This is a genomic window from Nocardiopsis mangrovi (genome assembly GCF_042653925.1).
In the GTDB taxonomy this organism is placed as follows: domain Bacteria; phylum Actinomycetota; class Actinomycetes; order Streptosporangiales; family Streptosporangiaceae; genus Nocardiopsis_B; species Nocardiopsis_B mangrovi.
On sequence record NZ_JBHSFQ010000003.1, the window covers coordinates 61939 to 86115 of the forward strand.

General features: G+C 72.8%; 20 protein-coding genes. 9 read left to right on the forward strand and 11 right to left on the reverse strand.

The annotated features are described in order from the left end of the window. Positions 1-103 precede the first annotated feature (103 nt). The 6 genes from ACFO4E_RS04165 to ACFO4E_RS04190 all read right to left on the reverse strand — a co-directional run bounded on the left by ACFO4E_RS04165 (position 104) and on the right by ACFO4E_RS04190 (position 8831). Complete coding sequence (locus ACFO4E_RS04165) at positions 104-1657, reverse strand: AMP-binding protein (RefSeq protein WP_378571668.1); 1554 nt, start codon at positions 1655-1657, stop codon at positions 104-106. Positions 1658-1952: 295 nt separating this feature from the next. Next, positions 1953-4205: a carbohydrate-binding protein gene (locus tag ACFO4E_RS04170; RefSeq protein ID WP_378571669.1), complete on the reverse strand. Its 2253-nt coding sequence runs from the start codon at positions 4203-4205 to the stop codon at positions 1953-1955. Between the two features lie 516 nt (positions 4206-4721). Then, on the reverse strand, positions 4722-5012 hold the full coding sequence (locus ACFO4E_RS04175) for a hypothetical protein (RefSeq protein ID WP_378571670.1): 291 nt from the start codon (positions 5010-5012) through the stop codon (positions 4722-4724). Positions 5013-5142: 130 nt separating this feature from the next. Continuing rightward, entirely contained in the window at positions 5143-5880 is a 738-nt protein-coding gene (locus tag ACFO4E_RS04180) for a response regulator (RefSeq protein ID WP_378571671.1), read from the reverse strand. A 252-nt stretch (positions 5881-6132) separates the two neighbouring features. Next, on the reverse strand, positions 6133-8364 hold the full coding sequence (gene katG / locus ACFO4E_RS04185; RefSeq protein WP_378571672.1) for a catalase/peroxidase HPI: 2232 nt from the start codon (positions 8362-8364) through the stop codon (positions 6133-6135). A gap of 35 nt (positions 8365-8399) precedes the next feature. Then, positions 8400-8831 (reverse strand): Fur family transcriptional regulator, encoded by a 432-nt coding sequence (locus ACFO4E_RS04190; protein WP_378571673.1) that lies wholly within the window; start codon positions 8829-8831, stop codon positions 8400-8402. A gap of 142 nt (positions 8832-8973) precedes the next feature. Here ACFO4E_RS04190 and ACFO4E_RS04195 point away from each other — a divergent pair, with 142 nt between their 5' ends. Further along, on the forward strand, positions 8974-9447 hold the full coding sequence (locus tag ACFO4E_RS04195) for a hypothetical protein (protein WP_378571674.1): 474 nt from the start codon (positions 8974-8976) through the stop codon (positions 9445-9447). A 4-nt stretch (positions 9448-9451) separates the two neighbouring features. Here ACFO4E_RS04195 and ACFO4E_RS04200 read toward each other — a convergent pair whose 3' ends face one another. Genes ACFO4E_RS04200 through ACFO4E_RS04210 form a run of 3 tightly spaced genes read right to left on the reverse strand, consistent with a single transcriptional unit; the run spans position 9452 to position 12277 of the window. Continuing rightward, positions 9452-10450 (reverse strand): D-alanine--D-alanine ligase family protein, encoded by a 999-nt coding sequence (locus tag ACFO4E_RS04200; protein WP_378571675.1) that lies wholly within the window; start codon positions 10448-10450, stop codon positions 9452-9454. Continuing rightward, entirely contained in the window at positions 10437-11630 is a 1194-nt protein-coding gene (alr, locus tag ACFO4E_RS04205) for an alanine racemase (protein ID WP_378571676.1), read from the reverse strand. The genes ACFO4E_RS04200 and alr overlap by 14 nt, the downstream gene beginning before the upstream one ends. Beyond that, the gene (locus ACFO4E_RS04210) at positions 11627-12277 is read right to left on the reverse strand and encodes a M15 family metallopeptidase (RefSeq protein WP_378571677.1); all 651 of its coding nucleotides are present in this window, start codon (positions 12275-12277) and stop codon (positions 11627-11629) included. The genes alr and ACFO4E_RS04210 overlap by 4 nt, the downstream gene beginning before the upstream one ends. Positions 12278-12738: 461 nt before the next feature. Here ACFO4E_RS04210 and ACFO4E_RS04215 point away from each other — a divergent pair, with 461 nt between their 5' ends. Continuing rightward, the gene (locus ACFO4E_RS04215) at positions 12739-13497 is read left to right on the forward strand and encodes a LuxR C-terminal-related transcriptional regulator (RefSeq protein ID WP_378571678.1); all 759 of its coding nucleotides are present in this window, start codon (positions 12739-12741) and stop codon (positions 13495-13497) included. A gap of 53 nt (positions 13498-13550) precedes the next feature. On the opposite strand, the gene ACFO4E_RS04220 is transcribed toward ACFO4E_RS04215, so the two are convergent. Continuing rightward, positions 13551-14675: an acyltransferase family protein gene (locus ACFO4E_RS04220; RefSeq protein ID WP_378571679.1), complete on the reverse strand. Its 1125-nt coding sequence runs from the start codon at positions 14673-14675 to the stop codon at positions 13551-13553. Between the two features lie 301 nt (positions 14676-14976). Beyond that, on the reverse strand, positions 14977-16050 hold the full coding sequence (locus tag ACFO4E_RS04225) for an ArsR/SmtB family transcription factor (RefSeq protein ID WP_378571680.1): 1074 nt from the start codon (positions 16048-16050) through the stop codon (positions 14977-14979). Between the two features lie 193 nt (positions 16051-16243). Between ACFO4E_RS04225 and ACFO4E_RS04230 the strand changes: the two genes are divergently transcribed. The 7 genes from ACFO4E_RS04230 (at position 16244) to ACFO4E_RS04260 (ending at position 24069) form a co-directional block, all read left to right on the forward strand. Beyond that, positions 16244-17122 (forward strand): alpha/beta hydrolase family protein, encoded by an 879-nt coding sequence (locus ACFO4E_RS04230; protein ID WP_378571681.1) that lies wholly within the window; start codon positions 16244-16246, stop codon positions 17120-17122. Further along, positions 17119-18117 carry a Bug family tripartite tricarboxylate transporter substrate binding protein gene (locus ACFO4E_RS04235; protein WP_378571682.1) on the forward strand — a complete coding sequence of 333 codons (999 nt, stop codon included), beginning with the start codon at positions 17119-17121 and terminating at the stop codon, positions 18115-18117. Before ACFO4E_RS04230 ends, ACFO4E_RS04235 begins: the two co-directional genes overlap by 4 nt. Then, positions 18114-18632, forward strand: coding sequence for a tripartite tricarboxylate transporter TctB family protein (locus tag ACFO4E_RS04240; RefSeq protein ID WP_378571683.1), 519 nt, complete (start codon positions 18114-18116; stop codon positions 18630-18632). The genes ACFO4E_RS04235 and ACFO4E_RS04240 overlap by 4 nt, the downstream gene beginning before the upstream one ends. A gap of 1 nt (position 18633) precedes the next feature. After that, entirely contained in the window at positions 18634-20148 is a 1515-nt protein-coding gene (locus ACFO4E_RS04245) for a tripartite tricarboxylate transporter permease (protein WP_378571684.1), read from the forward strand. A gap of 123 nt (positions 20149-20271) precedes the next feature. Next, positions 20272-22215, forward strand: a complete 1944-nt coding sequence (locus ACFO4E_RS04250) for a CdaR family protein (RefSeq protein WP_378571685.1) — start codon at positions 20272-20274, stop codon at positions 22213-22215. An 874-nt stretch (positions 22216-23089) separates the two neighbouring features. Continuing rightward, a complete protein-coding gene (locus ACFO4E_RS04255) occupies positions 23090-23734 on the forward strand; it encodes a hypothetical protein (RefSeq protein ID WP_378571686.1) in 645 nt (214 codons plus the stop codon). Next, positions 23734-24069, forward strand: a complete 336-nt coding sequence (locus tag ACFO4E_RS04260) for a transcriptional regulator (RefSeq protein WP_378571687.1) — start codon at positions 23734-23736, stop codon at positions 24067-24069. Before ACFO4E_RS04255 ends, ACFO4E_RS04260 begins: the two co-directional genes overlap by 1 nt. Positions 24070-24177 lie beyond the last annotated feature (108 nt).

The window sequence follows — 24177 nt, forward strand, 5'->3', positions numbered from 1 at the left end:
GAGGGCTCCGCCGAGATCGCCGCCCGCGATCGCGACAGGGGGACCTGCCGGTGCGCGATGCGCTCGGTCGGGGGCGCGGTGAAGGCGGCTGCGCCCGTGCGGGTCAGTTGACCTTGCGGTCGCGGCCCGCCCAGTAGGGTGCGCGGAGCTTGAACTTCTGCAGCTTGCCGGTCGCGGTCCGGGCCAGTTCGTCGCGGAACTCCACCGACGTCGGCGCCTTGTAGCCGGCCGCCCTGTCCTTGCACCACCTGATCAGGTCGGCCTCGGCGGCCTCGTGACCGGGAGCGAGGACGACGAGTGCCTTGACGGTCTCGCCCCATTTGTCGTCGGGGACGCCGATGACGGCGACCTCGGCGACGGCGGGGTGGGAGAACAGGACGTCCTCGACCTCGATGGAGGAGACGTTCTCCCCTCCGGTGATGATCACGTCCTTCTTGCGGTCGCTGATGGTGAGGTAGCCGTCGTCGCCGAGCTCGCCGCCGTCGCCGGTGTGGAACCACCCGTCGCGCAGCGCCGCCGCGCTCTCGTCGGGCCGGTCCCAGTAGCCCTCCAGGACGACGTTGGAGCGGGCGAGCACCTCGCCCGTGGTGTGCCCGTCCTCCTCGGGTGCCTCGACCTTCAGCGTCACGCCGATCGCGGGTGCGCCGGCGCGCACCAGCTTGGCGGCGCGGTCCTCGGGCGAGAGGGCGTCCCATTCCGCGCGGGTGCGGTTGACGGTCAGCAGCGGCGAGGTCTCGGTGAGACCGTAGATCTGGATGAACTCCCAGCCCAGCTCCTCCTGCACCCGCAGGACGGTCCGGGTCGGCGGGGGCGCTCCGGCGACGATGATCCGCACGCGGTCGCGGCCGGGGATCTCGCCCTCCCACGTCCGTGCGGCCTCCAGCACGGCGGCCACAACGGCGGGGGCCGCGCACATCACCGTGACGCCGTACCTCTCCACGCGCCGCAGGATCTCCGTGCCGTCGACCTTGCGCAGCATCACGTGCGGCACGCCCATGCCGGTCATGGCGAAGGGCATCCCCCAGCCGTTCGCGTGGAACTGCGGCAGGGTGTGCAGGTAGACGTCGCGGTCGGTCACGCCGACGTGCAGGGCGAACGTCATCGCGTTGGTCCAGATGTTGCGGTGGGTGATCTGGACGCCTTTGGGCCGCGCGGTGGTTCCGGAGGTGTAGTTGATGGTGGCGGTGGCGTTCTCGTCATGCGCCCACGGCCGCGGCTCGGCGCCTTCGGGTGCGAAGAGGTCGCCGTCGTCGCCCAGCACGAACCGGTGCTCGGCGGTCACGCCGCGCAGCGCGTCGTCGAGCTCGGGGTCGACGTAGAGCACCCGCGCGCCCGAGTGCTCCACGATGTAGCGGACCTCCTCGGACCGGAGGCGGAAGTTCACCGGCACCAGCACCCGCCCGAACCCCGACACCCCGAAGAACGACGTCAGCAGGCGGGCGCTGTTGTGGCTGACGATCGCGACCCGGTCGCCGGACCCCACTCCGAGGCCGTCGAGGAAGGCCGCCTGCCTGCGGGCCAGCGCGCCGAGTTCGCCGTAGGTGGGCGCGCCGAGGGAGGGCGCCGGCTGGTCCGGTTCGTCGATGACGCCGGTGCGGTCGCCGTACACCCGCACGGCCCGGTCGATGAAGTCGGAGACACTGAAGGGGACGATCACGGATCCTCCTGGTGTAGAGCGGGGGCCTTTCGCGCAGGGCTCCACCGGATCACCGCACCGGATCACCGGCACCTCGATGGTAGGCGGGCGCACCGTTTCGCGGTATACGCCGACCGCTCCCCCGCGTCGATGCCGGCGAAGCCGGTACCGTCCGCTCTCGTCGGCCCGCGGGCGGCGGGACCATGCGTCCGGTGGCCGGACCTGATCACCCGTGGTGCGGACGCCGCGGGGAACGCCCGCACGCGAAAGGGGGCGGGTCCCGGCCGATGGCCGGGGCCCCGCCCCCCATGGTGCGTTATTTGCAGCTGGTCCGGACCGCCGACGCCACCACATGGGCGTTGGTGTCCTGACCGTCCACCTGGTCGGTCCCGCGGTTGTTGAGCTTCACGCTGAGCGTGTCACCCGGCGGGGAGTACTCGCCCACGTGGACCCAGGACCCCTTGTCCTCCACCTGGTTGACCCGGAACGCGCCGAAGGGCTCGCTCGTCGCCGGGTCGGCGGAGGGGTGGACCTGGTAGTAGGCGGGGACGCCGCCCACCCACCGCGGACTCTCGGCCTCCGGGATGTGCACATAGATGTCGCACTTCGCACCCGTGAAGCCGATGTTGAACGTCCAGAAGGAGTACGGGCCGCTGGGTGCGGCCGGGTCCCCCGAGACGGGGATGGCGTGCCACCGTCCGTCGCAGTTCTGTTCGGTGAAACCGCCGTCGAACCCGAAGGCCCAGCTGTCGGTTCCGTCGCCCTCCCAGAACTCTCCGGACGTGCCGTAGGCGATGCGCTCATCAGGCGCACAGCCCACACCCGCGACCGCCTCGTAGCGCGGCTCGGGAGCCGGCGGGGGCGGCGGCTCCTCGGCGGGCGGCGGTTCCTCAGCGGGAGGCTGTTCCTCCGCGGGCCGGTCCTCTTCGGGCCGGTCCTCTTCGGGCTCCCGCTGCGGTTCCTGGGGCCGCTCCTCCTGGGGCCGCTGCTCCTCGGCAGGCTGCTCCTCGGCGGGTATCTGCGGCTCCAGGGGCCGCTCCTCCTGGGGCACCTGGTCCTCGGCCGGCTCCTGGGGAACCTGGGGAACGGTGCCGTCATCGTTCAACGACTCGCCCTTGACCGAACCGTCCGGAGAGGGCCCGCCCATGGGCTGGGCGAGGTCGCGGTCGTCGACCGGCTCGGACGGGGCGTCGTCCCCGCCTTCCCCCTCCTCTTCATCGGTCTCATCGGCCTGGTCGGAACCGCCATCGCCCGGGGCGGCCATCGGCACGGCCCCGTCGGTGTTGCGGTCGAACAGGCCGCCGGACTCCCCGTCGCCGCCCGTGCCCTCCTCGTCCTCCTCCTCAGCGGAGTCGGATCCGGAGTCCGAGCCGGAGCCGGAGCCGGAGTCGGAGTCGGAGTCACGGTTCTCGCTTCCCCGCCCGTTGCCGGACGCGGACGAGTCCCCTTCCTCCTCTTCCTCCTCGTCGTCTCCGCCGAAGAGGCCGAGACCGGAGAACCAGCCGTCACCGGACGCGTCCGATGACCCCGGCGATCCGGAGCCCTCACTGCCGGGCGAATCGCTCGATCCCTCGCTGGAGGAACCGCCCGATCCCGACCCCGATCCCGCGGAGTCCCCGGAATCCGGGGCCTCCTCGTTGCCGGCACCGCCCTGCGCAGGTGGGTCCTGCGGCAGCACCTCGGGGACATAGCCGGTCTCGGGAGCGGGGTCGTTCTCCAGAACGCTCGGCCCCGACGCCGACGAGCCCGACGGCGGACGCTCCTCGGTCACGGTGGCCGCGCCGCTCGCGTCGGCACCCGGCCGCATGAAGTAGCCGAGCATGCCCTCCTGATCGACGGGGTCGATCGGTGTGGAGACCAGCCGCTGCGAGGTCTCGTTCACCGCGAAGGGGGTGGCCATCAGCACCACGCCCGCGATCGCCGCGAACGCCAGCGCGGGGCGCCCAGGGCGCCCCAGCCGGTCCTGGGGGGCCGCCTCAGCGGCGGCCGCGCCCGCTGCGGCACCCGCAGCAGCGCCTTCCGCCGCCGCCTCGCGGTCGGCGGCGGTCGCCTCGGCTCCGGCCTCGGCCGTGGCGGCCTCGGTGGCCGCCCCCGGCGCAGCCGGGGTATCGGCCTGCGCGGCGGCCGGAGGCTGCTCCGGCTCCGGACGCAGGCTCGCCGGGACGACGGGGATCGGCTGGGAGATCGGCCCATTGGAGGCGGCCGACGCTTCCGACGCCGGACCCGTCCCGCCGGCCTGGCCGGACGGCGAGCCGGGGACGCCGGCGTCCGAACGCCCCAGCGTCCCATTGGTGAGAACCGACGGGGTGCGGTCCTCGGCGCCGGCGGCGCCGAAGTTCGCCGGAGCGCTGTCCGCTACCCCGTTGTCCGCTCCGCCTGCGGCGGCACCGGGGGCCGGGCCGTCGGCGGGAGCGGAGGCGCCGGACGCGGGCGCATCGTTGTCGGCCGCCGCAGCGTTCCCGGCCGCAGGGGCGGGATCGCGGGCGGCCTGTGCTGCGGTGGGATCAGCGTCGTCGCCATGCGCACGTGTCGGCGGCGACGCATCCCTTCCGGCAGCTTGCTCGGTCATATCTCACTGGTCCTTTCAGTCTTCCCTGGGGGGATAAGGACACCCAGGCCGACCCTTCGCACCCGGACGAGGGTGCGAATGAGACAGGGAAGGAAACCGGCACAGCCGAACCTCCATTCCCTGCCGTAACGGCGAAGCGCCGGGGACGCCCGGGATCACGCATCGCGATCATCCCCTCGGCTACTGCGATCGTCCCCGTAGTGCGTTTGTTCGGGGTTCTCGGATTCGCCGATGCGGGGACCGCCGGTGGCGGCTCGTGCAGCGCATCGGCGAAGATGTCCCGCAGGTCGCGGACCGGCGGCGGGTCCGTGGGATCCGCCCGGTCTCCGGTCCGTGGGGATTGATCACGAATGGCCGACGCTACAGCGTCCGTGTCCGCTTCGTCCATTACGTGCGGTGACGCTTCGATATCCATTGCGTTTCCGCAGGGTGCTCCCACCGCCGGGCCGGAACCGTGCAGCGTCGGCACCGGCCATGTCTGCTGTTTGCGCCGGTCCTGGGCAAAGAGCACGCGGGTCACCGGCTGCTCCCCGACAGCAGATCCGTGGTCCCCCGCGCCTTGCGGGCCGGCTTGTCGAAGCGCTCCATCATCTCGTCGAACCAGTCGCCCCGGCCCAGGCGCTCGAACTCGGGAAGCAGTCGGGCGAGCCGGGACTGCAGCCGCCGTACGTCGGATCGGGTCAGCGGGTTGACGATCAGGGGGAGACGCGCAGCGAACCCGGCGACCCGGCCCGTGCGCGTCCATTCCGTCGCGACGACCCTGCGGGTGTGCGGATATGCAACACCGTGCCGTCGCGGCACGGTCAAGCGGAATCGGCGATGACATACGACACTCCCTCGGCGAGGCCGCTCCCCGTGGAAACGTGGAAAGGGGACTGCCAAGGGAGCGGCCTCGCGCGATCGGGAATGCCGGCGTCGGCCGGCCGACGGGCACGGGCTATCCGGCGCGCTCCGTGCGGGCGGTCGGCTGCACGGCTCCGTCCGGCGGGCGCCGTCGCGGGCGGTGCTCGGCGGAGAGGCCGTTCTCGTAGGCGTAGACGACGATCTGGAGCCGGTCGCGCAGGCCCAGCCTGCGCAGGATCGTGCCGACGTGGGTCTTGACCGTCGACGTGCTCAGGTACAGCTCGTCGGCGATCTCGGCGTTGGAGGCGCCCCGGACCACGGCGGCGAAGACCCTGCGCTCCCGCTCGGTCAGCATCGCGTACTCCGGCGGGACCCGCCGTACGGGGTCGGCGGAGGCGTCGAGCAGCGCGGTGATGTCGCGCGCGGCGAGCACCGCGCCGCCCGCGTGCACGGTCCGCACCGCCTCGCACACGAACTCCGGCGCGCTGTCCTTGAGCAGGAACCCGCCGGCGCCGTAGCGGATCGCCTCCAGCACCCGCCGACCCGGTTCCGGGTCCGTGAGCATGACGACGCGGGGCCCGGGCGAAGGGCTCCCCCGCCGCACCACCGCGGACAGGCGCTTCATGGCGTCGAGGCCGTTCATCGGGGACATCCACATGTCCATCAGGACGATGTCGGGCCGGGTGGCGTCGATGACGGCGAGGGCCTCCCCGCCGTCCCGGGCCTCCCCGACCACGGTCATGTCCTCCTGGGAATCGACGATCAGGCCCAGACCCGATCGGAACAGTCGCTGCCCGTCCGCGAGCACGACCCGGATAGGCGCATCACTCACCTGGTGCTCATCTCACTGGGGTGGGCGACGCGCGCCCGGCGGTGTGCCTCGCCGGGGACACCCCGCCCCGGAACGCGGGGGAAACGCGGCCGGGGCAGGGGCGCGTTCCACCCTGCGGACATTTCAGCCCATGCCCTTGGGGCATGGTCAAATCCGGCCGTCGTCCCGCGCCCCCGGGAAGCACGAAAGCCGGCCCGGCCGTAATGGCCGAGCCGGCTTCCCCACACGGGTACCGGAGCCCCGTGGCGACGATCAGTCCAGGTCGAACCGGTCGAGGTTCATGACCTTGTCCCACGCCGCGACGAAGTCCGCCACGAACTTCTCCTTGGCGTCGTCGGCCGCGTAGACCTCGGCGACCGCGCGCAGCTCGGAGTTGGATCCGAACAGGAGGTCGGCGCGGCTGCCGGTCCACAGCAGCTCGCCCGTTGCGTCGCTGCGGCACTCGAAGGTCTCGGCGGTGCCGTCGGTCGGCTTCCACGTGTTGCCCAGGTCGAGCAGGTTCACGAAGAAGTCGTTCGTCAGCGTCCCCGGCGCCGTGGTGAGGACGCCCAGCTCCGAGCCCTCGAAGTTCGCGCCCAGCACCCGCAGGCCGCCGACCAGGACGGTCAGCTCCGGGGCGCTGAGGGTGAGCAGGTTCGCCCGGTCGATGAGCAGGTACTCCGTCGGGAGGACCTGCCCCTTGCCCAGGTAGTTGCGGAACCCGTCGGCGGACGGCTCCAGGTGGGAGAAGGACTCGACGTCCGTCTGCTCCTGGGTGGAGTCGCCGCGGCCCGGGGTGAAGGGCACCTCGACGTCGCGGCCGGCCGCCTTGGCGGCCTGCTCGACGCCGACGGCGCCGGCCAGGACCACCAGGTCGGCGAAGGAGATCCGCTTGCCGCCGGTCTGGGCGGCGTTGAAGGACTCCTGGATGCCCTCAAGGGTGCCCAGCACGGTCGCGAGCTTCTCGGGCTCGTTGACCTCCCAGGCGCTCTGCGGCTGGAGGCGGATGCGGCCGCCGTTGGCGCCGCCGCGCTTGTCGCTGCCGCGGAACGACGAGGCCGCCGCCCACGCGGTGGAGACCAGCTGCGCGACGGTCAGGCCGGAGTCGCGGACCCGGGCCTTGAGGTCGGCGATCTCCGCGGGCCCGACGAGCTCGTGGTCCGGCGCGGGGACCGGGTCCTGCCACAGCAGTTCCTCGGAGGGGACCTCCGAGCCCAGGTAGCGCGCCACCGGGCCCATGTCGCGGTGGGTCAGCTTGAACCACGCGCGGGCGAACGCGTCGGCGAACTGGTCGGGGTTCTCGTGGAACCGCCGCGAGATGGGCTCGTAGACCGGGTCGAACCGCAGCGCCAGGTCCGTGGTCAGCATGGTCGGGGCGTGCGTCTTCGCCGGGTCGTGGGCGTCGGGGACGGTGCCCGCGCCCGCGCCGTCCTTCGGCTGCCACTGGTGGGCGCCCGCGGGGCTCTGGGTGAGCTCCCACTCGTAGCCGAACAGGTTCTCGAAGAACCCGTTGCCCCACTGCGTCGGCGTGGTGGTCCAGGTGACCTCCAGACCGCTGGTGATGGAGTCGCCGGCCTTGCCGGTGCCGTGGGCGTTCTGCCAGCCCAGCCCCTGGGCTTCGAGCGGGGCGGCCTCGGGCTCCGGGCCGAGGTGGCTGTCGGGTGCCGCGCCGTGGGTCTTGCCGAAGGTGTGGCCGCCGGCGATGAGCGCGACCGTCTCCTCGTCGTTCATCGCCATCCGGCCGAAGGTCTCACGGATGTCGCGCGCGGCGGCCACGGGGTCCGGGTTGCCGTTGGGGCCCTGCGGGTTGACGTAGATGAGGCCCATCTGGACCGCTGCCAGCGGCTTCTCCAGGTCGCGGTCGCCCGAGTAGCGCTCGTCGTCGAGCCAGCCGGTCTCGGGGCCCCAGTAGACGTCCTCGTCGGGCTCCCAGACGTCGGCGCGTCCGCCGGCGAAGCCGAACGTCTTGAAGCCCATGGACTCCAGCGCCACGTTGCCGGCGAGGATCATGAGGTCGGCCCACGAGAGGTTGCGGCCGTACTTCTTCTTGACCGGCCACAGCAGGCGCCGGGCCTTGTCGAGGTTGCCGTTGTCCGGCCAGCTGTTGAGCGGCGCGAACCGCTGCTGGCCGGCGCCACCGCCGCCCCGGCCGTCGCTGACGCGGTAGGTGCCGGCGCTGTGCCAGGCCATCCGGACCATCAGCGGGCCGTAGTGCCCGAAGTCGGCCGGCCACCAGTCCTGCGATGTGGTCAGCACCTCGGCGATGTCCCGCTTCACCGCGGGGAGGTCGAGGGTCGCGAACGCCGCGGCGTAGTCGAACCCCTCGCCCATGGGGTCGGCCACGGCGGGGTTCTTGGCGAGGATCTTCAGGTTGAGCCGGTTCGGCCACCAGCCGCGGTTTCCGCCACCCTGCGTGGGGTGGGGGGCGCGGCCGTGCGCGACGGGGCAGCCGCCTCCGCTCTCCGCCTTGGCGGTGTCGGCGACTGCTTCGTAGCTTTCGGACATGGGCATCCTTCCGGACTCGGGAGGAACGGTGTGATTCAGGAACTGCCTGTGGTGGAACAGTCGGGGCACAGACCCCAGTAGACGACCTCGGCCTCGTCGATCGAGAAGCCGTGGCCACCGGACGCCGTGAGGCACGGTGCATGGCCGACAGCGCAGTCGATGTCGGCGATGGCCTCGCATGACCGGCACACGACGTGGTGGTGGTTGTCCCCCACCCGCGTCTCGTAGCGGGCCACGGATCCCCTCGGCTGGATGCGCCGCACCAGGCCGGCGACGGTCAGCGCCTTGAGCACGTCGTAGACCGCCTGGTGGGACACCGCGCCGAGATGCTCGCGCACGGCACCGATGATCGACTCGGTGTCGGCGTGCGGGTGGTCGTGCACAGCGGACAGCACCGCTATCCGGGGGGCCGTCACCCGCAGCGCGACCTCGCGCAGCATGCGCTCGTAGTCCGAGGGTGTTGGCATGTCCCGAAGTCTGACGCTTTTTCTTGAATAAGTCAAAACTAGCGCATGAGCATACGCCGACCAACGGGGGGCGACCGTCACCGGTCGCCCCCCGGAATCCGCTCGCCACCCGATGGTCGCCGAGCGTCGCTACCCTGCCCCCATGGGCACCGAAACGTGCTGGTTCTGCGACACCCCGGTCGGCCCCGGCGAATACCTGCGCTTCGGCATGCACCGGGACGTCGCGTACACACCCCTGGTCATCGCCCTCCACACGCGGTGGCACACCACGCAGGTGGCCGTGCCCCGATGCGAGCGGTGCGGTACGGGCCACGCGATCGAACGCGTGGCCCGCTGGACGTTCACCGGCTCCGCGCTGATCACCGGGCTGCCCAGCGTCCTCGCGCTCATGGGCTACGCGACCGGCGACCCGTGGGTCGACACCTGGCAGTTCGTCTTCCCCTGGGCCTGGACACTGGCCTGCCTGGCGCTATGGCTGGGGATACGGCAGCACGGGTTCGGCTGGCACCGGCTGGCACCGCGCCCGGAGCGCCACGCCCGCGCGCACCCCGGCGTCGCGGAGCTGGCCGGCGACGGCTGGAAATACGGCGACGGGCCGCCGGGCTCGGGATGGTGACCGCTCAGCCGGCCTCTCCGGCGCGCGTCAGCGCCGTCGTGATCAGGATGTCGAGCAGTTCGGAGTACTCGATGCCCTGGGCCTTGAACATGCGCGGCACCTGCGAGTGCGCGGTCAGCCCGGGGACCACGTTGACCTCGTTGAGGATCGGCTCGCCGAGGTCGTCCACGAAGTAGTCGAAGCGGGCCAGCCCCTCGCAGCCGAGCAGCCCGTAGAGCAGCAGGCTCACCTGGCCGATCCGCTCGGCGGTGGTGTCGGGGACCGGGGCCGGGACCAGGAACTCGGCGCCGCCCTCCGCGTACTTCGCATCGGTGTCGAAGAACGTGCCCGACCCGACCCGGATCTCCAGGGGCGCGCTCACGGCGAGGGTGCCGTCCGGGCGCTCGATCACGGCGATGTCGATCTCCCGCCCCGCGACCTCCTTCTCGACCAGGACGTAGCGGTCGAACTCGGCCGCGTGCGCGACCGCCTTCTCCAGTTCGTCCAGGTCGGTGACCCGCGAGACACCGAAGCTGGAACCCTCCTGGTTGGGCTTCACGAACACCGGCGCGTCCAGGCCGGCGGGGAAGGAGCCCAGGGCGTCGGGCTGCCGGGTGTCCAGCATGACGCCCGGGGCCACCCGCACGTCGGCGTCGCGCGCGAGCAGCTTGGTGAGGTGCTTGTCCATGCTGACCGCGCCCGCCCGCAGGCCCGGCCCGACGTAGGGGACCCCGCACAGGTCGAGCAGCGCGGCGAGGGTGCCGTCCTCCCCGCCGGTGCCGTGGATGATCGGGAACACCACGTCCGCGCCCTCCAGGAGCGCGACCGCCGCGGCCAGGCCGGGAAGGGCTTCGCCGTCCCGGAACCACCGGCCGTCGCGCCCGATGACGAGCCGGGTGGCCCGGTACGCGGTCGCGTCGAGGTGCTCGAGGATCGAGTCCGCCGAGGCGACGGAGACGTCGTGCTCGGCGCCACTCCCTCCGCAGACGACGATGACATGGACGCGTCCGTCAGTGCTGGGCACGGGAACCTGTCTCCTTGAGGTCGGGTGACGTTGTCGCATACGGGGTCCGCACCCCCGCCGGGGGGACCGCCGGAGTGGCCCGGAGGGGCGCCTGAACGCGCTCCACGCGCGGCCCCACCCCGGTCATCACTTCGTGCTCGTTGGTCCTGGACCACCGCGCCCAGTCGGCGGTGGTCGGCTCGCCGCCGTCGCCGGGCCCGAACACGGTCACCGGGTCGCCGGCGCGGACCGGCAGGTCGCCGACGTCGACCACGATCTGGTCCATGGAGACGGTCCCCATCACAGGGCGCCGGCGGCCGTGGACGGCGACCTCGGCCGCACCGCTCGCGATGCGGGGGATGCCGTCCGCGTAGCCAAGGGGCACCAGGGCCAGCCGGGTGCGGGCGGGGGTCCGGTGGGTGTGGCCGTAGCCGACCGGTGTCCCCGCCTCGGCGTCGCGCACCATGACCACGGGGGCGGTCAGTGTCAGGGCCCGGCGCAGCCCGTAGCCCTCGGTCGGGTCGATGCCGTAGAGCCCGGCGCCGATCCGGGTCATGTCGAACCTGGTCCGGGGGATGCCGAGGGCGCCGGCGCTGTTGGCCAGGTGCCGGACCTCGGGGGCCGCACCGGTGGCGTGCAGGACGTCCACCGCGGCTTCGAACGACCGCACGGCCTCCTCGTTGGCCGGGTTGGCGGGATCGTCCGCGCAGGCCAGGTGGCTCATGACGCCGACGATCCGCACGCGGCGCGCCTGCTCCAGCGAACGGGCGCGCTCGCACAGCTCCGCCCACCGGTCCGGCTGTGCCCCGTCGCGGGCCATCCCCGTGTCGACGAACAGGTGGATGCCCGGGACCCGGTCCGCGCGGCGCGGGGCGTCCGCGATCGCGTGGAGCTGTTCGAGGTCGGAGACCGCCAGTTCCACGTGCAGCGCGATGGCCTCGCTGTAGTCGGCGTTCGGCGGGTTCATCCAGCTCAGCACGGGCGCGGCCACTCCCTGTCCGCGCAGCCGGACGGCCTCGCGGATGCTGGTGACCCCGAGGCTGCGGGCCCCGTTGGCCAGGGCCGTACGGGCGACCTCCGCCGCGCCGTGGTTGAACGCGTCGGCCTTGACCACGGCCATGAACCCCGGGGACAGGCCGGCGAACAGCCGGGCGTTGTGGGCCACCGCCGCGAGGTCGACGGTGAGGGTCGGGGTCCTCATGCGGCCGCCTCGGCCGCCGGCCAGGGGCCGTAGAGGGCGTAGGGGGCGCTGGTGGCATAGGCCCAGTAGCGGTCCCCGTAGCTCCAGTGCCACCACTCCGTGGGGTAGTTCACCAGCCCCTGGGCGCCGAGCGCGTCGGCCATGATGGTGCGGTGGCGCCGGGCGTCCGGGTCGAGTCCGGGGGCGTCGAAATAGCACGCGCCGTCGCTCTGCTCCGGGGTCGCGTCGATCTCCGTGCCCATCCACAGCCGGTCGCCCTTGTCGTCGACCAGGGTGAGGTCGACCGCCGCGCCGGCGACGTGCGGGGCGACCGCGATCGGCGCCACGAAGCGGCTGGAGAGCCGCGCGATCTCCGCCTCGCCCTTCTCCGGGTGCAGGCGCCGCAGCGTGGCGGTGTAGTCGGCGATGATGGCGTTCTGGCTTTCGGGAGAACGGTGGCCCTGGGCGACACCGAACCGGATGCCGGAGGGGAGTGCGCGCTGCGCCTCGGACAGCCGCGCGCCCAGCGTGGAGCGCACCCGCATCCCCGCCACGTCGTCGGGGTTCATGCAGAGGATGCCGAGGTCCCGTAGATCGACCAGGGACTCCCCGCATTCTCGTACGGGAAGCTCGGATACCTCAGGGTCGGCGAGGAGCGGGTGGGTCACGGCTCTCCTGAACGCGCGTGCAGGTGCAGATCGGCGGCGGAAGGTTCGCGATGCGGATCGCGGATCGACGCCAGGCCGGGTCCAAGCATAGCGATCCTCACAAGTGCGACATATACGTCAAGGGTGCCGAAGCACTGAACTCAGGTGCCACCCTTGTCTCAGGAAGTTCTCACTCGCGGCGAATCGGCGCGAACTTCACGGAACCGTTCGGGTCCCGGTGGCCGATAACCGGAGGAGACGGCGAACGACGCGTTCGAGGGAGATCTGGTTTGCGACCTTTGGCGGAATTCCGTCCGCGCCGCCGCGCACGCGCGCACCCGGGCCGGCCGCGCCCGCCGGCGCCGGCGCCGCTCCGACCGGTGCGACCCGCACCACCTGCGCATTCCCAGGCGAACACGGGTGCCCCTTTCCCCGTACGCCGCCAGCCACACGTCGCCCCACCCCACTGAGATGAGCACCAGGTGAGTGATGCGCCTATCCGGGTCGTGCTCGCGGACGGCCAACGACTGTTCCGATCGGGTCTGGGCCTGATCGTCGATTCCCAGGAGGACATGACCGTGGTCGGGGAGGCCCGGGACGGCGGGGAGGCCCTCGCCGTCATCGACGCCACCCGGCCCGACATCGTCCTGATGGACATGTGGATGTCCCCGATGAACGGCCTCGACGCCATGAAAGCGCTGTCGGAGTCCGGCCACGACCAGCACAAGGACGACCGCAAGGGCCTGTCCAGGGCGTCGCCGCCCAAGGTCATCATGCTCACGGCCCTGGAGCTGGACCGCCGGTCGCTGGAGGCCATCCGCTACGGCGCCGGCGGGTTCCTGCTCAAGGACAGCACGCCGGAGTTCGTGATCGAGGCCGTGCGGACCGTCCACGCCGGCAACACCGTGCTTGCCTCCCACGACCTCACCGCGCTGCTGGACATCCCGGCCGAACCGGTCCGCCCGGTGCCGCCGGAGTACGCGACCCTGACCGAGCGGGAGCGCAGGGTCTTCGCCGCCGTGGTCCAGGGCGCCTCCAACGCCGAGATCGCCGACGAGCTGTGCCTGAGCGAGTCCACGGTCAAGACCCACATCGGCGCGATCCTGCGCAAGCTCGGCCTGCGCGACCGCCTCCAGGTCGTCACCTACTCCTACGAGAACGGCCTGGGCCCCCCGCGCCGGGACGCCAAGCGGCCGGTGAAGGGCCTGCGCGACCGGTCCTACATGCAGTCGGCGTCGTAACGGGGCCCGGGCGTGCCCGGGCCCCGCCAGGCCGGTCCGCAGGGGACCGCACCCTATGCGGACACCGATGAGCGGTGCTTGCCTCCGTGGTCGCCGCCCTTGGCGCCGGCCTTCGAGCGGGCGCCGCCGGGGAGCTCGAAGAGCCACGCGTTGGGCAGGATCCGGTTCAGGCCCAGGCAGATCGCCACGACGATCGCCGTCAGCACCACGGGCCAGACCGCCGCCATCACCAGCTGCAGGGTGGGGCCGGCCGCGGACATCGGGCCGACCAGGACCGCGTGGATCAGGGCCAGCAGCGGCATGTGGATGACATAGATCGGCAGCGTACGCCGGCCGAGTGCGGCCAGACCGTTGGACAGCGCCGTCCAGCGCGTGACCAGGCTGGCCGCCGTGACTCCGAGGAACACCGCGGCCAGGGAGACCAGCGGCCACAGCCCGAACCAGGTCTCGGCACCGAGGAAGGTGACCAGCCCGATGACCGCGACGTAGGGCACGGCCATGGCGAAGAACCGCAGCCAGCTGGCCGAGGCGGCGACCTTCATGATGGACGGCTTGGCGTACACGCCGACGAGGAAGAACAGCAGGTTCTCGAAGAGGTCGAGGCGGCCTCCGGGCGCGGGGATCAGCTCCGCGGTCGTCGCGGCGGCGAATAGGAACGCCGCCCCGAGCACGACCGGCGCGGGGATCCGGCGGACCAGCTTGGCCAGCACGAAGTAGACGGCCAGCGCGTAGAGGTACCACAGGTTCGTCGGCGAGATCGTGAGGTTCGCCAGTAGTTCGAGGAACGTGGTGGCGCGCGCGGTGTCGAAGTCCGGGACGAGCGCCAGCAGCGCGGTGTGGATCAGCACCCACAGCGCGTACAGGTAGAAGAAGTTGGCCACCTTGGAGCGGCCGACGACGCGCCACGGCCGGCTCAGGGCACTGGCCGCGAACAGGCCGGAGATCGCGAAGAACAACGGCATCCGCAGCGGGAGGAACACCTCGCCCGCCGCGCCCCACGCACCCGGGAACGGCAGGGAGATGTTCCAGCCGACCTGGAGGTAGTGCTTCATGATGACGTGCCACAGCACGACGAGCACGATGCAGGCGCCCTTGGCGACGTCCGGCCACACGAGCCGTTCCTTCGGGCCGCCGCCCTTGGCCGGGGAATCGGCGGTGGAGCTCTGCGCGCCGCCCATCAGCCCGCGCGGTTCTCTAGTGCGCGGACGGGGGCCGGCGTATCCGACAGGCGTCCATTCACTCTCATGAGCGACATGACGTCGATCTCCTCGCAAAGGGGGGTCTTCTCCCGGGCACAGAGGTGCCGCACCGCGTGGACCGCGGGCACGGGGCGTGACGGCCCGACCGTGCGCGCGTACGGCGCCGGGGCAACGCCGGGATCCCGGCCACCCTAGGAGGGGCGCGCCCGCCGCCGGTATCGACCGAAGGTCCCGATTCGATGGCCGCGGGTACCGCGATCGGCCCGCGGCGGAGGCGGGGTCAGCGGCTCAGCGCGGCGAGGAGATCGGGGCCGAGGGCGTGGAAGGCCCCGGTGTTGAGGCGGTAGCGCACCATCGCGCCGTGCCGCTCGCCCGTCACCAGGCCGACCTCGCGCAGCCGGCGCAGGTGGCGGGAGATCTGCGGGCGGGTCATGTGCATGCGCGCGGCGAGGTCGCTGGTCGTCTCCGGGCGGCGCAGCATGTAGCGGCACAGCCGGACGCGGGTGTCGTCGGCGAGCACGCCGAAACGGGCGCGCATCAGATCCAGGGAGGCGGTGCTCTGCGGCGGCGAGGGGGCCACCGGGTACTGGATCACGATGGGGAACGCGGGGTGGTGCTTGATGATCGTGTGCGGGTCGATGTGCGCCGAGGGAACCAGGACGCACGGCGCGTCCGCCAGCGACGCCGTGGCGTGGTAGAGCTTGTCGAACTCCACGCGCGGCGGGTCGTCGCGCAGGGTCGCGATCGGGAACCCGCCGATCACCGCCGCCCCCAGGGTGCGGCGCGACCGCGACCGCTCCACGGCGTCGGCGTCGAGCCGGGGGCGCAGCCGCGCCCATTCCGCGTCGAAGACCGATGAGCCCACGGTCTCCAGGAAGACGAGCAGCCGTGCGCGCACGTCCTCGGGGTCGGCGAGCAGCCGCCGCCCCAGGTCGAGATGGCCCTCGGAGATCACGTTGAGCCGGCCGAGGAACCGCGAGCGGGTCGCCCCGCCGTCGGCCGCCAGGTCCGGTGACCGGCGCTGGGACTGCCCGAGGAGCGCCTGCGCGGTCATGTCGACGAACGCGGCCAGGGGCAGCCCGTCGATGTCGGCCAGCTCCTGGTCGAGGCCGCGCTCCGGCCCGTCGACCAGCGGCAGCAGGTAGCGCGCCCGGAAAGCGCCCCACAGCGGCGACCACGCGCGCGCCTGCCCCGCCAGCTCGTCGCTGAGCGCCGAGCGCAGCCACTCGGCGCTGCCCGGATGGTGCCGGGGGTCGTCCACCGCGTGCAGGCACGCCGACAGCTCCGCCAGCGGAGAGCACCGCGCGGTGACCCGGTCGCCGGCGGACCCGTCCAGGCGAATGGTGACCACCATCCGGCAACCGTAGCGCCCGCCACCGGTTACCGCGTTGGAGGCAACAGTATTGCCCCAGCGCACGGCCCTGATCAGGATGTCCTGCAACCCGCCCGGCACCTCTCCCTCCGGCCGGCCCGGCGCCCGACGACGTGCGCGGACGCCGGCCCCTCCGGTTCCGGGCCCCCTGCCGCGACGACGACGAAGGACGCACATGACGGTAGACCGAGACATCGCGGAGCGCCCGAAGGATCCGCGGGGCTACTACTTCGCGGGCGCGACCCCGTTCTTCGCCTCGCGCTACGACCAGCGGCTCTCCTACGCCCTCTATGTCCCCTACCGCAACGCGGCACCGGGCGCGGCGCCGTGCCCGCTCGTCGTCATCCAGCACGGGACCGGCCGTACCGCGGCGGCCTACCGCGACGCGTTCGCCGGCTTCGCCGAGGAGCACGGCTGCGCGGTGCTGACCCCGCTGTTCCCCGCCGGGATCGGCGACCCCGAGGACCTGCACGCCTTCAAGTTCCTGCGGGCCGGCGACCTCCGCTACGACCTCGCGCTCCTCGACATCGTCGAGGAGGTGGGGGCCAGGTTCAACGTGTGGACCGGGCGCTTCCTGCTGCACGGCTTCTCCGGTGGCGGCCAGTTCACGCACCGCTTCTTCTACCTGCATCCCGACCGCCTGGCCGGCGTGTCCATCGGCGCGCCCGGCCGCGTGACCCTCATCGACCCCGCCCGCGAATGGTGGCTCGGCCTCGACGGGATCGAGGAGAAGGTCGGCGCCGCCCCGAAACCGGAGCTGCTGCCCGAGGTGCCGGTCCAGATGGTCGTCGGCGAGGACGACGTGGAGACCTGGGAGATCGACAACCCGGGCGGCGCCAACTGGATGGCCGGGCAGGAAGAGGCCGGCGACACGCGCGTCGAGCGGCTGACGACGCTGCGGCGCAACTTCGAGGCGCACGGCATCGGCGTCCGGTTCGACCTCGTACCGGGCGTCGCCCACAGCGGCCTGGGCGTCCTGGGGGCGGTCCGCGACTTCTTCGGCTCCATCCTCGCCGACCGCGGCGCCGACCCCTCGGTGTGGGGCCGGAGATGAGGGCGGCGCTGCCCGCGGCCGCCGCGGCGGTCGTCCTCCTGGCGTCGGGGTGCACCATCGGCGGCATCGAGGACACCGGCGCGGTCGCCGACTACCCCGCGCAGAACCTGACGATCCTGGCCCCCGGCAGCCCCGGCGGCGGCTGGGACACCCGGGCCCGGTCCATCGGCGACGCGCTCACGCAGTGCGGGGTGATCGACCGGTCGGTGACGGTCGAGAACACCCCGGGCGCCGGCGGGACCATCGGCCTCGCCCAGTTCTCCGCCAATTCCGGCGACCCCCACCGGCTGATGGTCATGGACACCGTCACCATGCTCGGCGGCATCGTGGGCAACCGCTCCCCGGTGGACCTGGACGACGTCACGCCCATCGCGGGGCTGACCCTGAGCACCAACGTCGTCGTGGTCCCGGAGCAGTCCCCGCACGAATCGCTGGAGGACCTGGTAGCGGCGTTCCGGGCGGACCCTCGCGGCACCTCCTGGGTCGGCGGCTCCCTTGGCGGGCCCGACCACATCCTCGTGGGCCTGCTGGCCCGGGAGTACGACATCCCGGTCGGGGACCTGAACTACGTGGCCACGGCCGGGGGCGGCGAGGTGATGAACCTGCTCAACAGCGGGACCGCCGACGCCGCGGTGTCGACGCTGGCGGAGCTGCGGCCGCAGATCGAGGCGGGCGCCCTGCGCCCGCTCGCCGCGGGCGGTGACGAGGCGTCGGCCGAGAGCATCGGCGCGCCCACGCTCGACGACCTCGGCCTGGCCGACCTGGACCAGGCGTCGGTCGGCGGGGTCATGGCCCCGGGCGACCTGTCGCCGGAACAGCGGGAGGCCGTCGTCGACATGGTCGCCGAGATGCGCGGCACCGGCTGCTGGCAGGAGGCGCTGGAGCGCAACGACTGGGCGGACGCGTGGCTGCCCGGCGACGAGTTCGGCGACCGGATCGCCGACCACAGGGAACAGGTGACGGCGTTGCTGGACGAACTGGGGCTGGCCTCATGAGCGGCACGACGGCAGGGCCGGAGGGTGCGCCCCCGGCCGCGGTCCCCTGGGGGCCGCGGGTCACCGCCCTGGTGGTGCTGGGCGTCGGGGTGGTCGTCCTGGCCGGATCGTTCCTGATCCCCGAGGGCAACACCTACCAGGCCGTGGGCGCGAGCACGTTCCCCCTGATGGTCGGGGTGGGGACGGTGCTGGTCGGGGCGGCGAACGCGGTCCGCTCCTGGCGCGGCGGTGACCGCGGCGGGGCGGAGCGGGCGGCCGAGGAGGCCGCGGCCACGCACTGGCCGACGGTCCTGATGCTCGGCGGGGCGGTGCTCGGGTACGCGGCACTGCTGCTGCCGCTCGGCTTCTGGCAGACGAGCAGCGCGTTCCTGGTGGTGGCCGCCCGTATCCTCGGCAGCCGCCGGCCGCTGCGCGACCTCGTGATCGGACTGGTGTTCTCGCTGGCCGTGTACTTCCTCTTCGACCGGCTGCTCGGTGTCACGCTGCCGCCCGGCATCGTCAGATTGGCGTTTTGACATGGACGTGCTCAACGACCTGCTGGCCGGGTTCGCCAACGCGCTGCTGCTGCGCAACCTGCTGCTCGCGCTGGCCGGCGTCACCATCGGCACGCTGGTGGGCGTGCTGCCCGGCCTCGGCCCGGCCACGACGGTGGCGCTGCTGCTGCCGCTGACCTTCGTCTTCGACCCGATCGGGGCGCTGGTCCTGTTCGCGGGGATCTACTACGGCGGCATGTACGGCGGATCGACCACGGCGATCCTGCTCAACGTGCCCGGTGAGTCCGCGTCGGTGCCCACGACGCTCGACGGCCATCCGATGGCCAAGAAGGGGCGTGGAGGCGCCGCCCTGGCCACGGCGGCCATCGGCTCGTTCGTGGCGGGCACGATCTCGACGGTGGCGATCACGTTCCTGGGCCCGGCGATGGCCGAGGTCGGCAAGGCGATCCAGCCCGCCGAGTACTTCGCGATCATGGTCCTGGCGTTCGTCACCGTGACCTCGCTCGTGGGCTCCTCCGTGCTGCGCGGCCTGGCGAGCCTGTTCCTGGGCCTGGCGGTGGGGCTGGTCGGGATCGACGCCCTGACCGGGCAGCCGCGCTACACCTTCGCCACGCCGCAGCTCTACGAGGGGATCGACCTGGTCCTCCTCGCGGTGGGCCTGTTCGCCATCGGCGAGGCGCTGTACACGTCGGGCCGGCTGCGCTCGGGCGCCGAGGAGGTCGTGCCGGTGCGCGGGCGCGTCTGGATGGACCGCTCGGAGTGGAAGCGCTCGTGGAAGCCGTGGCTGCGGGGCACCGCGATCGGGCTGCCGATCGGCTCGCTGCCGGCGGGCGGCGCGGAGATCCCCACCTTCCTCAGCTACGCGCTGGAGCGCCGGCTGAGCAGGCACAAGGACGAGTTCGGCAAGGGCGCGATCGAAGGCGTCGCCGGGCCGGAGGCCGCCAACAACGCGGCGTTCTCCGGGGTACTCGTCCCGCTGCTCACCCTGGGGATCCCCACCTCGGCCACCGCGGCGGTCCTGCTGATGGCGTTCCAGGTGTACAACGTGCAGCCCGGGCCGACGCTGTTCGAGGAGCAGTCGGCGCTGGTCTGGACGCTGATCGCCAGCCTCTACATCGGCAACGTGATGCTGCTCGTGCTGAACCTGCCGATGGTGAAACTGTGGGTCAAGCTGCTGAGCATCCCGCGGGAGATCCTGGCCCCGGCCATCCTCATCGTCGCCGTGCTCGGGATGTACGCGGCCGTGCAGAGCGTGTTCGGCGTCGTGCTCGGGTTCGCCTTCGGGGCCCTGGGGTTCCTGATGCGCCGCACCGGCTACCCGCTGGGGCCGATGGTCCTGGGCGCGATCCTCGGCCCGCTGCTGGAGTCGCAGTTCCGGCTGGCCATGGCCTTCAGCGAGGGCGACCCGTCGATCTTCGTGACGCGGCCCGTCTCGGCGGCCATCCTGGCGGTCGCCCTGGTGATGCTCGTCCTGCCGACGCTGGTGCGCCGGCGGGCGAAAGGGGAAGCCCGGGCCCGGCACACCGTCGGCGATTAAGGTGCAGGGGTGGAGGAACCAGCGACCGAGACCCCGTGCTCCCGCGCCCTTGCGGTGTCCGCCGGCCGTGTGCCGTCCCGGCGGACACCGCCTTCGCGCGCGGCCGGGTAGGGAAGGTGCACCATGCCCACGCTGCGCGGGATGTGCGACGAGTCCGACTTCCGCCTCCGCTTCGCGTTCAGCGGTGATCCGCACGGTGAGCGGGCGGTGGACTCCGTGCGGGTGCTGCCGGCGAGCGCCTGGAAGGGCGACCACCCGGGCGACGTCCGCGACGCCCTCGTGGTGATCGGCCGGCCGGGGCTCGACGCGGAGCAGGACCTGCGGGGCGCGGCCGACCGGCTGCTCCGCGAGCTCTCCCGCCAGCGGGCCGCCGGCCTCGCGCTGGTGGTCGAGCGGCACGGGGCCCGGGCCGTCCCCCTCGCGGTCCGCAATTCGGCGGCCCGGTTGAACGTGGCGCTGCTGACGACGACCGCGACACCGGACGCCTGGACCACGACGCTGATCCCCCTCCTGCGCGAGGGCCGCTACCGGCACGCGGAATGGCACGCCGACCAGCTCACCGCGCTGTTCAACCGGCTCCCGGAGCGCCTGGACGACGCCGGCGAGGCCGCCACGCAGCGGGTCACCGACTGGCTCGCGGCGGCGGTGGACGCGGAGGTCATGGTCAGCGATCCGCAACGCGGTGTGCTGGCCGCGTCGCCGCAGACCGCCCCCGACACCCTCGCCCCGCTGCTGGTCACCCAGACCGTGCGCCTTGAGGTCCCCGAGGCGTCCGGGCCGGCTGCGGGCGGCGCCGCGCACACGCGCCTGATCCCCCTCGCCCCGGCCCGTTCGGCGTCGGTGCTGTCGGTGGCCGGGCGCCGCCCCTTCAACGAGGTCGACACCGACCTCATGCGGCACGCGGCCAAGGTGCTCGGGCTGATCGGCCAGGCGGAACACCGCCACCGCGTGGCCGGGGCCGAGCGCGAGGTCCACCTGAGCACCTTCCAGCTGCTGCTCCTCGGGGAGGAGATCGCCGCCCAGCGCGTGATGGCCGCGATCGCCCCCGGTCTGCTGGCGACCGATCAGGTGCGCGTGTACGTCATCGACTGCGCCGATGAGGACCGCGAGGTCACGGCCCGCCACGCCGAACACGCCATCGCCGACCGGGCGCTGCTGGCCCTGTGCCCCGCCTTCAACCACCTGCTCGTGGTGGATCCGCTGCACGAGGGCGATGCCGACGATCCGGGCGGGGTGCGCGACGCGCTGCGCGGGGTCGTGGCCGCGCGACCTCGGCACCGCATGGGCGGCAGCCGCGTGCGCCCCCTCGGCGGTGTCGCGGACGCCTACAACGAGGCCGCCAACGCCCTGCCGCTGGCACAGCGGCTCCCGGACCGGGTGGCGCTCTCCGACGAGCGCGCCAACCTCGTGGACGTCCTGCCCGTGGAGCCGGCGCGGCGCTGGGCGGGGGCCGTGCTGAGACCGCTGCTGACGCTGCCCATGATCCGGCGCGACCGGCTGCTCGGGACGCTCGATCTCGGCCTGGAGTTCACGCAGAAGGCGGCCGGCCGCATCCTCGGCATCCACCGCAACACCGTGACGCATCGGATCACCACGTGCTTCGACCTGCTCGACATCGATCGCGAGCGCGTGCTGAACCAGGTGGCCGTCTCGGCGGCCCTCAAGATCATCGGCGTCCACGGACACGACGACGGCGCCGCCGATCCCGCGGCCGACTTCGCCGCGATGGTGTCCGCGCCCGAGGTGCGGGCGTGGGCCGAGGCGTTCCTGGCGCCGTTGGCGGCCGACTCGCGCGACCTGCCGCGCACGCTGGGCGCGTGGCTGGACAACGACACCCATGCCGAACGGACGGCCGCGGCCCTGGGCACGTCGCCCGCGACGGTCCGGAGCCACCTGCGGGCGGCCGCGCCGCTGATCCGGCGCGAGCTGATGCCCGGCCTGGAGGCCGATGACGCGTTCGACGACGAACACGTCCTGAGCGGGGTGCGCCCGCTCGCCTTCGCGCTGCGCGTGGGCCTGGGCCGGCCGCGCATCCCCGACGACTGGCCGCGCCCGGACCGGGTCTGACCCCACACGGCGAAGGATCCGGCGACCGCGCCGACTGGCCGCGCGACCTGCCCGTCCGCCCGGCGGGCGGGACGCGGGCAGGGCGATGCGGCCGAGGGAACACCCCGTCCCCCGGCCTTCGTTCTCCGACCGAAGGGGCGAGCCCCCTTCCCCACCGGTCGGAGAACGCCCCCGATCCGCGGCCGAGGCCGCGTGGCTCGCCGGGAAGCGCGGGTTCGCAGGAGGCCGCGGCGTCGGCTGCACGCCGACCACCAGATGGTCGGCGCCCGTCCTCGAGCCGGCGCCCCGGCGCTTCGCGCCGATGCGAGTCCGCTTCGTGTGTGATTCCCGGCGGTTCCGGTATCCGGGACCGTCCCGGATACGCATCACGCTAAGGAGTCGGCCCCGTTCGCGCCACACCGCGGATGCACAATCCCCCCGGCGCAGGCGCCACCGGTGCATGGTGCGGACACCTGTGCCCGCCGCGGTGCACAACGGGGAGCGGACCCCGTGTCGCCGGTGCACAGACACGTGCGAGGCGCGCGGCCGGGCGCCACGCCGGACGATCCCGACCCGCCGGGCCGGCGGGTCGCACAGGGTCCCGGCCGTCAGGCCGGTGCCCGCCGGTACCCGTCCGCGCATCGGCCCGCGGACCTCGGACCCCCGCGCGCCCGGATCGCCGGGCCGTGCGCCGAGGCGCGCGGGGAGGCTCGCGCGATGGCCGCGCGCCGAACGGGCTCGCGCATCGCCGCGCCGGCCGGGGGACGCCGGCCGGGGGCCGGAGAACAAAAGGTCTGTGTTGCAAACCTGAGCATCGTGGCGTACCGTCGAACCCGAAAGGTTTGCAATACAGACCTTTGACGTGCCGGGCCGCCTAACAACTTACGGAGCCACCGTGACCGTTCCACCCGCCGCCGCCCGGATGCGGCGCATATCCTCTGTGACCGCCAACTTCAACGGGCTGCAGGGCCTGGCCCTGGTGCCGGTCGCCCTCTGGCTCCCCGCGTTCGGCGCCGTTCTCGTCGCCGCTCCGGACGCGACACAGTGGGCGACCCTGGCCCTCATACCGGTGTTCGGGACGATGGCGCTGATCACGCGGCACTATCACCACCGGTTCGGCCGCGTGCGCACGGGCGGCGCCGCCGTGCGGATCCTGGTCCCGGCGCTGGGGCTGGCGGTCTTCGTGGCCACCATGATCCCGGTCAACCTCCTGACCCTCTCGGGAAGCCCGATCTGGCCGCAGGGACTCCAGGCCGCCCTGGTCCTGGCGACCATGGTCCTCCTGCCGCCCCTGCTGCGCCGCCGCACCGCCGACTTCGCGATCAGCCGCCACTGGCAGGTCATGTGCGCGCTGTTCGTCCTCGCCGCACTGGTGCCCGTGGGCCTGCTCACCGGCGGGGCGCACCCCCTGAACGCCTCCCTCGAACTCGCCCAGGCCGCCCTGATGTGGTCGCTGGGCGCCTGCTTCCTCATCGGCGGGCTGCTCGACCACCGCCTCCTGGTGCGCAGCCTGGGATCGCCGCCCGCCGGGGACCGGTGATGGCCGCACCCGCGGAGGAGCTCGGCGACTTCGACCGGGTCATCCACGAACCCGCCCGCCTGGCCCTGACCACAGCGCTGCTGTCCGTCGAGGGCGCCGACTTCCTGTTCCTGCAGAACCTCACCGGGCTCACCAAGGGCAACCTCTCCAGCCACCTGTCGAAGCTGAACGGTGCCGGGTTCGTGGCCTTCACCAAGTCCGGCGCCGGCCGCACCGCCCGGACCTGGGTCGCCCTCACCCCCGAAGGACGCAAGGCGACGATCCGCCACTGGAAGCGGCTGGACCAGCTCAAACACCTCGCCGACGGCGAACTCGCCGACCCCGATCCCCCGTGAGCCGCCGGGCTCCGGCCCGTCCCGCGGCCCCCGCCGCACCGGCGGCCACCGCCATGGCGGCGCGGCGGTCGCGGGGGTCCGCGCGGCGGATACCGGAACCGCCCGGTA

Excerpts from the sequence above, each read along its gene's own strand:
- ACFO4E_RS04260 (WP_378571687.1), top strand. The coding sequence starts at position 23,734 with ATGGCCGCACCCGCGGAGGAGCTCGGCGACTTCGACCGGGTCATCCAC.
- ACFO4E_RS04190 (WP_378571673.1), bottom strand. The coding sequence starts at position 8,831 with ATGCCAACACCCTCGGACTACGAGCGCATGCTGCGCGAGGTCGCGCTG.
- ACFO4E_RS04245 (WP_378571684.1), top strand. The coding sequence starts at position 18,634 with ATGGACGTGCTCAACGACCTGCTGGCCGGGTTCGCCAACGCGCTGCTG.
- katG (WP_378571672.1), bottom strand. The coding sequence starts at position 8,364 with ATGTCCGAAAGCTACGAAGCAGTCGCCGACACCGCCAAGGCGGAGAGC.
- ACFO4E_RS04250 (WP_378571685.1), top strand. The coding sequence starts at position 20,272 with ATGCCCACGCTGCGCGGGATGTGCGACGAGTCCGACTTCCGCCTCCGC.
- ACFO4E_RS04170 (WP_378571669.1), bottom strand. The coding sequence starts at position 4,205 with ATGACCGAGCAAGCTGCCGGAAGGGATGCGTCGCCGCCGACACGTGCG.
- ACFO4E_RS04195 (WP_378571674.1), top strand. The coding sequence starts at position 8,974 with ATGGGCACCGAAACGTGCTGGTTCTGCGACACCCCGGTCGGCCCCGGC.
- ACFO4E_RS04240 (WP_378571683.1), top strand. The coding sequence starts at position 18,114 with ATGAGCGGCACGACGGCAGGGCCGGAGGGTGCGCCCCCGGCCGCGGTC.
- ACFO4E_RS04230 (WP_378571681.1), top strand. The coding sequence starts at position 16,244 with ATGACGGTAGACCGAGACATCGCGGAGCGCCCGAAGGATCCGCGGGGC.
- ACFO4E_RS04225 (WP_378571680.1), bottom strand. The coding sequence starts at position 16,050 with ATGGTGGTCACCATTCGCCTGGACGGGTCCGCCGGCGACCGGGTCACC.
- alr (WP_378571676.1), bottom strand. The coding sequence starts at position 11,630 with ATGAGGACCCCGACCCTCACCGTCGACCTCGCGGCGGTGGCCCACAAC.
- ACFO4E_RS04235 (WP_378571682.1), top strand. The coding sequence starts at position 17,119 with ATGAGGGCGGCGCTGCCCGCGGCCGCCGCGGCGGTCGTCCTCCTGGCG.
- ACFO4E_RS04220 (WP_378571679.1), bottom strand. The coding sequence starts at position 14,675 with ATGGGCGGCGCGCAGAGCTCCACCGCCGATTCCCCGGCCAAGGGCGGC.